Source organism: Rhodanobacter sp. FW106-PBR-R2A-1-15 (genome assembly GCF_058789735.1).
In genome coordinates this window covers 57700-63865 of sequence record NZ_JBYTEM010000027.1, presented here as the reverse complement: position 1 = coordinate 63865, position 6166 = coordinate 57700, and the positions used below count along the sequence as shown (strand labels likewise).

5 protein-coding genes are annotated in these 6166 nt (G+C 68.7%); 4 read left to right on the top strand and 1 reads right to left on the bottom strand.

The annotated features are described in order from the left end of the window. Nucleotides 1–276 precede the first annotated feature (276 nt). On the top strand, nt 277–1941 hold the full coding sequence (locus tag AC3WTD_RS13840) for an APC family permease (protein WP_492614116.1): 1665 nt from the start codon (nt 277–279) through the stop codon (nt 1939–1941). A 52-nt stretch (nt 1942–1993) separates the two neighbouring features. Here AC3WTD_RS13840 and AC3WTD_RS13835 read toward each other — a convergent pair whose 3' ends face one another. Further along, on the bottom strand, nt 1994–3580 hold the full coding sequence (locus AC3WTD_RS13835; protein ID WP_492614115.1) for a hypothetical protein: 1587 nt from the start codon (nt 3578–3580) through the stop codon (nt 1994–1996). A gap of 251 nt (nt 3581–3831) precedes the next feature. Here AC3WTD_RS13835 and AC3WTD_RS13830 point away from each other — a divergent pair, with 251 nt between their 5' ends. The 3 genes from AC3WTD_RS13830 (at nt 3832) to AC3WTD_RS13820 (ending at nt 6165) form a co-directional block, all read left to right on the top strand. Beyond that, on the top strand, nt 3832–4431 hold the full coding sequence (locus AC3WTD_RS13830; protein WP_492614114.1) for a YceI family protein: 600 nt from the start codon (nt 3832–3834) through the stop codon (nt 4429–4431). Between the two features lie 127 nt (nt 4432–4558). Continuing rightward, nucleotides 4559–5887: a type II toxin-antitoxin system HipA family toxin gene (locus AC3WTD_RS13825; RefSeq protein WP_492614113.1), complete on the top strand. Its 1329-nt coding sequence runs from the start codon at nt 4559–4561 to the stop codon at nt 5885–5887. Further along, the gene (locus AC3WTD_RS13820) at nt 5884–6165 is read left to right on the top strand and encodes a helix-turn-helix domain-containing protein (protein ID WP_492614112.1); all 282 of its coding nucleotides are present in this window, start codon (nt 5884–5886) and stop codon (nt 6163–6165) included. The genes AC3WTD_RS13825 and AC3WTD_RS13820 overlap by 4 nt, the downstream gene beginning before the upstream one ends. Nucleotide 6166: the final 1 nt, after the last annotated feature.

Below are 6166 nucleotides of genomic sequence, written 5' to 3'. Positions count from 1 at the left end.
TCGGCATCACCCGGTTCCCCCGATGATCAGTCGGGAATGCTCGACCCTGACAGGTCGGACATCAAGACCTAAGGAGCCCGCTCGCGGGCGATGCTCTTGAGCCGGGAATCGGGATTCGGGATTCGGGATTCGCAAAAGCAAAAGCACCGCCCGCGAGCGGGCTCCTGCCAGCGGGGTCGTACCAGCACGTGGCTGCTGCGGCGTGACACGGGACGGTCAATTCTGCAACCATCGACCACTTTCCGGCGCGCTGCGCGTCGATACGGGAACCCTCTCATGACCCAAGAACGCGCGATCCGCCGCGATGTCGGCCCGTTCGCCCTGATGCTCACCGGCCTGGGCTCGATCATCGGCTCGGGCTGGTTGTTCGGCGCCTGGCGCGCGGCGCAGATCGCCGGCCCCGGCGCGATCTGGGCGTGGGTGATCGGCGCGGCGGTGATCCTCGCCATCGCGCTGACCTACGCCGAGCTGGGCGCGATGTTCCCCGAATCCGGCGGCATGGTGCGCTACGGCCACTACTCGCACGGCTCGCTGGTGGGTTTCATCGCGGCGTGGGCGAACTGGATCGCGATCGTCTCGGTGATCTCGGTGGAAGCCGAGGCGTCGGCGCAGTACATGTCGTCGTGGAAATGGCAGTGGGCGAAGGACCTGTACCACCAGGTGCCCGGCGGCCACGGCGAGCTGAGCACCAACGGCCTGCTGATCGCCGCGGCGCTGGTGATCGCGTACTTCCTGCTGAACTTCTGGAGCGTGAAGCTGTTCGCGCGCTCGAACACCGCGATCACGCTGTTCAAGCTGGTGATTCCCGCGCTCACCGCGGTGCTGCTGATGCTCAGCGGCTTCCACCCGGAGAACTTCAGCGTCGGCATTCACGGCGAACTGCACAAGACCGATTTCGCCTCGGTGCTCACCGCGGTGGCGATCGCCGGCATCGTGTTCAGCTTCAACGGCTTCCAGAGCCCGGTGAACCTGGCCGGCGAGGCGCGCAACCCCGGCCGCAGCATCCCGTTCGCGATCGTCTGCTCGATCCTCCTCGCCACAGTGATCTACGTGCTGCTGCAGGTGTCGTTCATCGGCGCGGTGCCGCGCGAAATGCTGGCCAACGTGGGCTGGCACGGCATCAACTTCAGCTCGCCGTTCGCGGATCTTGCGATCATCCTCGGCCTGCAGTGGCTGGCCACGCTGCTGTTCATCGACGCAGTGATCAGCCCCAGCGGCACCGGCATGACCTACACCGCGACCACCGCGCGCATGCTGTACGGCATGGAACGCAACGGCACGCTGCCGAAGATCCTCGGCCGCATCCATCCGAAGTGGGGCGTGCCGCGCCCGGCAATGTGGGTGAACCTGGTGGTGTCGTTCCTGTTCCTGTTCTTCTTCCGCGGCTGGGGTTCGCTGGCGGCGGTGATCTCGGTGGCCACGATCATCTCCTACCTGACCGGCCCGGTCAGCGTGATGACCCTGCGCCGCACCGCGCCGGGGCTGCACCGTCCGCTGCGCCTCGCCGGCCTGCCGCTGCTGGCCGGCGTCGCCTTCGTGATGTCCACCGAGCTGCTGTACTGGGCGCGCTGGCCGTTGACCGGCGAGATCATCATGCTGATGGTGGTCGCGCTGCCGGTGTATTTCTACTACCAGGCCAAGTCCGGCTGGCACGACTTCGGCCGGCAGATGAAGGGCGCGTGGTGGCTGGTGTTCTACCTGCCCACGCTGGCCTTCGTCTCCTGGGCCGGCAGCACCACGTTCGGCGGCAAGGGCTACCTCTCCTACGGCACCGACCTGGTGGTAGTGGCGGTGATCGGCCTGGTGTTCTACCTGTGGGGTGTGAAATCCGGCTGGCGCACGCCGTCGGTGGAAGCGGCCGAGCTGGAGGCGCACGCCCATCCGGACGCGCCGCTGGTACCGCCGGACGAACGGGCGGCCGAGCGCGTCACCGGGTATTGAGCGGCCCTTCGATCAACACGAACGCGCGGCCACCAGCCGCGCGTTTTCATTTTCAGCGAGCGGTCGCCCGCCCGCGGCTGCCCAGCGACAGCAGTACCAGCACGGCCGCCAGCACTCCGTAGGCCCCGGCAAACTGCCACACGATGCCGCGCGAGGCCGCATCGAGCAACCACGGCAGGTAGATGCCGCCGGACGGCTCGACCGAATGGATCACCCCGAACAGGCTCAGCGCCCCGCCCAGCAGCAGGATCAGCGCGGCCCGTCGCGGGCGATGGTCGATCAGCGCCACCACGAAGCTGGCCCAGACCATTGCGGTGATGATGAAGCCGTTGCCCAGCACGGTGATCACCGCCAGCTCGGAGATGCCGTGCGTGCCGTCGTTGAACAGCCGGGCGAATTGCTCCGGCGGGACGTAGGTCGGGTCGCTGAGCTTGATCGTCAGCATCCGCGCGATCGCCGGGAAGAAGCTGAACACCACCGCCGCCGCGTAGCGCATCGGCGTCGCCTCGAACGCCTGCACGGTGATGCCGATCGCCACGAACACCAGGATCGGCGCCAGCACCGGCAGCGGCAGCAGCTCGACCAGGTTCGACAGATAGCCGAACACGCCGCCCAGCCCGACCGCGATGCCGGTGAGCAGGGTGTAGCCGCTGCGCGCGCCCATCGCCTTGTACGAGGGCTGGCCGATGTACGGCGTGGTCTGCGCCACGCCGCCGCAGAAGCCGGCGGCCAGCGTGGCCAGCGCCTCGACCAGCAGGATGTCGCGGGTGGAATAATCATCGCCAGCGGCGCGCGCACTCTCGGTGACGTTGATCCCGCCGACCACCATCAGCAGGCCGAATGGCAGGATCAGCGGCAGGTACGGCACGATGTACGCCAGCCCGTCCACCCACTGCAGGGTCGGCCACGGCAGCGCGAAACGCCACTGCCACGCCGCCGGCGCGTGGTAGCCCGCGCCCAGCCAGCCCGGCGCGCCGAGCCCGTAGTACAGCAGCGCGCCGAGCACGAACGCCACCAGCACGCCGGGCAGGCCGAACGGCATGCGCGCGTGGGCGACCAACGCATACAGCACCACGCCGAGCCCGGCGAACCCCACCACCGGCAGCTTGAGGATCTCCACCAGCGGCAGGAAGCCCATCAGCACCAGCGCGATGCCGGCGATCGAACCGAGCAGGCCGGCGCGCGGCACGTGCCGCTGCACCATCGCGCCGAAGAACGACAGCACGAACTTCAGCACGCCCATCACCACCAGCGCGGCCATGCCCAGCTGCCAGGTGGCGATCGCTGCGGCATGTTCGTCCATGCCGCCCTGCCTGAAGCCGAGGAAGGCCGGGCCGAGCACCAGCAGCGCCATGCCGATGCTGGTCGGCGCATCCAGCCCCAGCGGCATCGCGGTGACGTCGTCGCGGCCGCGGCGCCGCGCCAGCCGCCGCGCCATCGCGGTATAGGCGAGGTTGCCCAGCAGCACGCCGAGCGCGGTGCCGGGAAACATGCGCAGGAACACGATGTCCGCGGGAAAGCCGAACAGGCCGATCAACGCCGCGGCAAGGAAGCCCATGATGGACAGGTTGTCCACCAGCAGGCCGAGGAAGCCGTTGAGGTCGCCGGGGGCGAGCCAGCGGTTGGCTGATATGTTCATGCGTGGGGCCCGACCGGGCAAACCGCACAGCCGCGGAGCGAGGATGCCGGCATGGCCGGCGAACGGGAATTCATCGGGTCATCTTCTTTTGCATCCGGACTTCCGGGCGTGCGGGAGTATTGGCGGCAACCGAGCAGCGGTGCAATACGGATCGCGGCGAGACTCCGGCATTCGTTCCGCCTTGTCGAAATCGCAGCGCCCGGTTCGTCGTTCGTGCAATCGCCTCCTCTCGCCATGAAAGGAAACCGCCCATGTCGCCCATGACCCGCACCCTTGCCCACGCCTTCGCCCTGCTGTCGCTGAGCACCGCCCACGCCGCCGAAGTGAAATACCAGTTGGACCCGGACCATACCTACCCCAGCTTCGAGGCCGACCACCTCGGCGGGCTGTCGGTGTGGCGCGGCAAGTTCAACCACAGCCGCGGCGCGGCGACGCTGGACAAGGCCGCCGGCAACGGCACGGTCGAGATCGTGGTGGACATGAAGAGCGCCGACTTCGGCCAGGACGCGCTCAACCGGCATGCCCAGGGCGCGGATCTGTTCGACACGGCGAAGTATCCGCAGGCCGTCTACACGGGCAAGCTCACCAACTTCGTCAACGGCGCACCGACCGAGGTGGCGGGCCAGCTGACCCTGCACGGCGTGACCCGCCCGCTGGCGCTGAAGATCAACAGCTTCAAGTGCATGCCGCACCCGATGCTGAAACGCGAAGTCTGCGGCGCCGATGCGCTGGCGACGTTCCAGCGCGACGCCTTCGGCATGGATGCCGGCAAGGCCTACGGTTTCGACATGACGGTGACGCTGCGCATCCAGGTCGAGGCGATCGCCGAGGCAGGCGCTACGGAAGGCTGATACTCGCTGGTTAATACACTTTATATCAGGTTTTTACGGCTTATACTGGCTATAAAATCTAATATATTGGATTTATTGGCCGACAAGAGGTAGACTGAACCCATTATATTGGGCATAGGAAGTCCGCGTGGAACCCCTCACCGTGCAGCTTTACCTGGACGGCCAGTGGCACGACGCCATGGAGCTGGCGTTCCTGCGCCCGGCTGATGGCCACGCCAGCCCCTGCACGCTGGGCTATCTGGTTACCTACGTGGTGGCGCACATGGACCAGCTCGGCGCCACCACGGCGGCGGCGGCCAGCGCCACCCTGCCGCTGGACTGGACCATACGCGCCGAGCCGCAGTGGCCGGCGTTCCTGTTTGACATCGAGCCGAGCGGCGCGGCGCGGCGCTTCCTGCTGCAGCGCCTGGCCCTGCCGGCGGGGGCCGACGCCACCGCCACCGATCTGCAGTTGCTGGCGCAATGTACGCCAGCGCCGGTCGGGCACCTGCGCATCAAGTCCGCGTTCGAGGCGCTGGCCGGGTCGGCGATCGGCTTCCCGAAGGCCGAGGTGGTGGCCCGCGACACGCGCTTCCTGGAATACGCCTACGAGCAGGGCGCGGCGATCGGCGGCGCCACCGGCGCCGGCGGCGAGGCGCCCAAGCTGCTGCTCACCGAGGACGCCGGCGGCCTGCTGCACCCGGACGCCACGCTGGACGACGCACGGGCACGCCGGCACTGGTTCGTGAAGTTCCCTCGCGGCAACGGCGGGCCGAGCGACCAGGCGATCCTGCGCGCAGAGCACTGCTACCACCGCGCCCTGGCGAAGCTGGGCATCGCCACGGTCGGCGGCGACGCCATGCGGCTGGAGGAAGCCGCCCGCCCCAGCCTGTGGCTGCCGCGCTTCGACCGCACCATCGCCGACGGTGTCGTGCGGCGCACCGCGGTGGAATCCGTCTATTCACTGGCCGGCGTGACCCGTCCCAGCAGCTACATGACCCACCCGCAGGCGGTCGCCGCGCTGGCCTCGGCCTGGGCGGCCGCCGGCCAGGCCGGCGACGTACCGGCGCTGCTGCGCGAGTACCTGCGTCGCGACCTGCTCAACCTGGTGCTGGGCAACAGCGACAACCACGGCCGCAACACCGCGGTGCTGCGCCATGCCGACCGGCTGGAGCTGGCGCCGATCTACGACCTGGCGCCGATGGTGATGGACGAGGAAGGCATCTCGCGCACCACCAAGTGGCCCACGCCGGTGGAAGTTGCCGGCGAGGTCGACTGGAGAGCCGCCTGTGCGGCGCTGCAACCATGGGGCGACCCGCAGCGCCTGTACGACGAGCTGCGCGAAGACGCCGAAACGCTGCGCGCACTGCCCGACCTGCTGCGCGACCTCGGCCTGCCGCAGGCGGTGTTCGAGCACCCACGCATCGCGCTGGGCGCCCTGGACGCGCGCCTGCGCCGCTGGGAGCTGCTGGCATGAGCGCCTCCCTCGCCGACCGCCAGGCCCTGCTGACCCAGCTGCAAGCGGAGCTGATGGACGGCCGCACCAGCATCGGTGCGGCCGTGCGCCGGCTGCGCACCGACCTGACCGGCCTGCACCAGGAGCAGTTCGCCCGCATGTGCCGGATCTCGCTCAACACCCTGCAGCAACTCGAGCACGACCAGGGCAACCCGACCGTGCGCACGCTCAACGCGGTGTTCGCGCCATTCGGCATGCGCGTGGGTATCCTGCCGCGCACGCCGCCGGCCGGCGGCTGAA

Coding starts and splice junctions, on each gene's coding strand:
- AC3WTD_RS13820 (WP_492614112.1), top strand. CDS start 5,884: ATGAGCGCCTCCCTCGCCGACCGCCAGGCCCTGCTGACCCAGCTGCAA.
- AC3WTD_RS13840 (WP_492614116.1), top strand. CDS start 277: ATGACCCAAGAACGCGCGATCCGCCGCGATGTCGGCCCGTTCGCCCTG.
- AC3WTD_RS13835 (WP_492614115.1), bottom strand. CDS start 3,580: ATGAACATATCAGCCAACCGCTGGCTCGCCCCCGGCGACCTCAACGGC.
- AC3WTD_RS13830 (WP_492614114.1), top strand. CDS start 3,832: ATGTCGCCCATGACCCGCACCCTTGCCCACGCCTTCGCCCTGCTGTCG.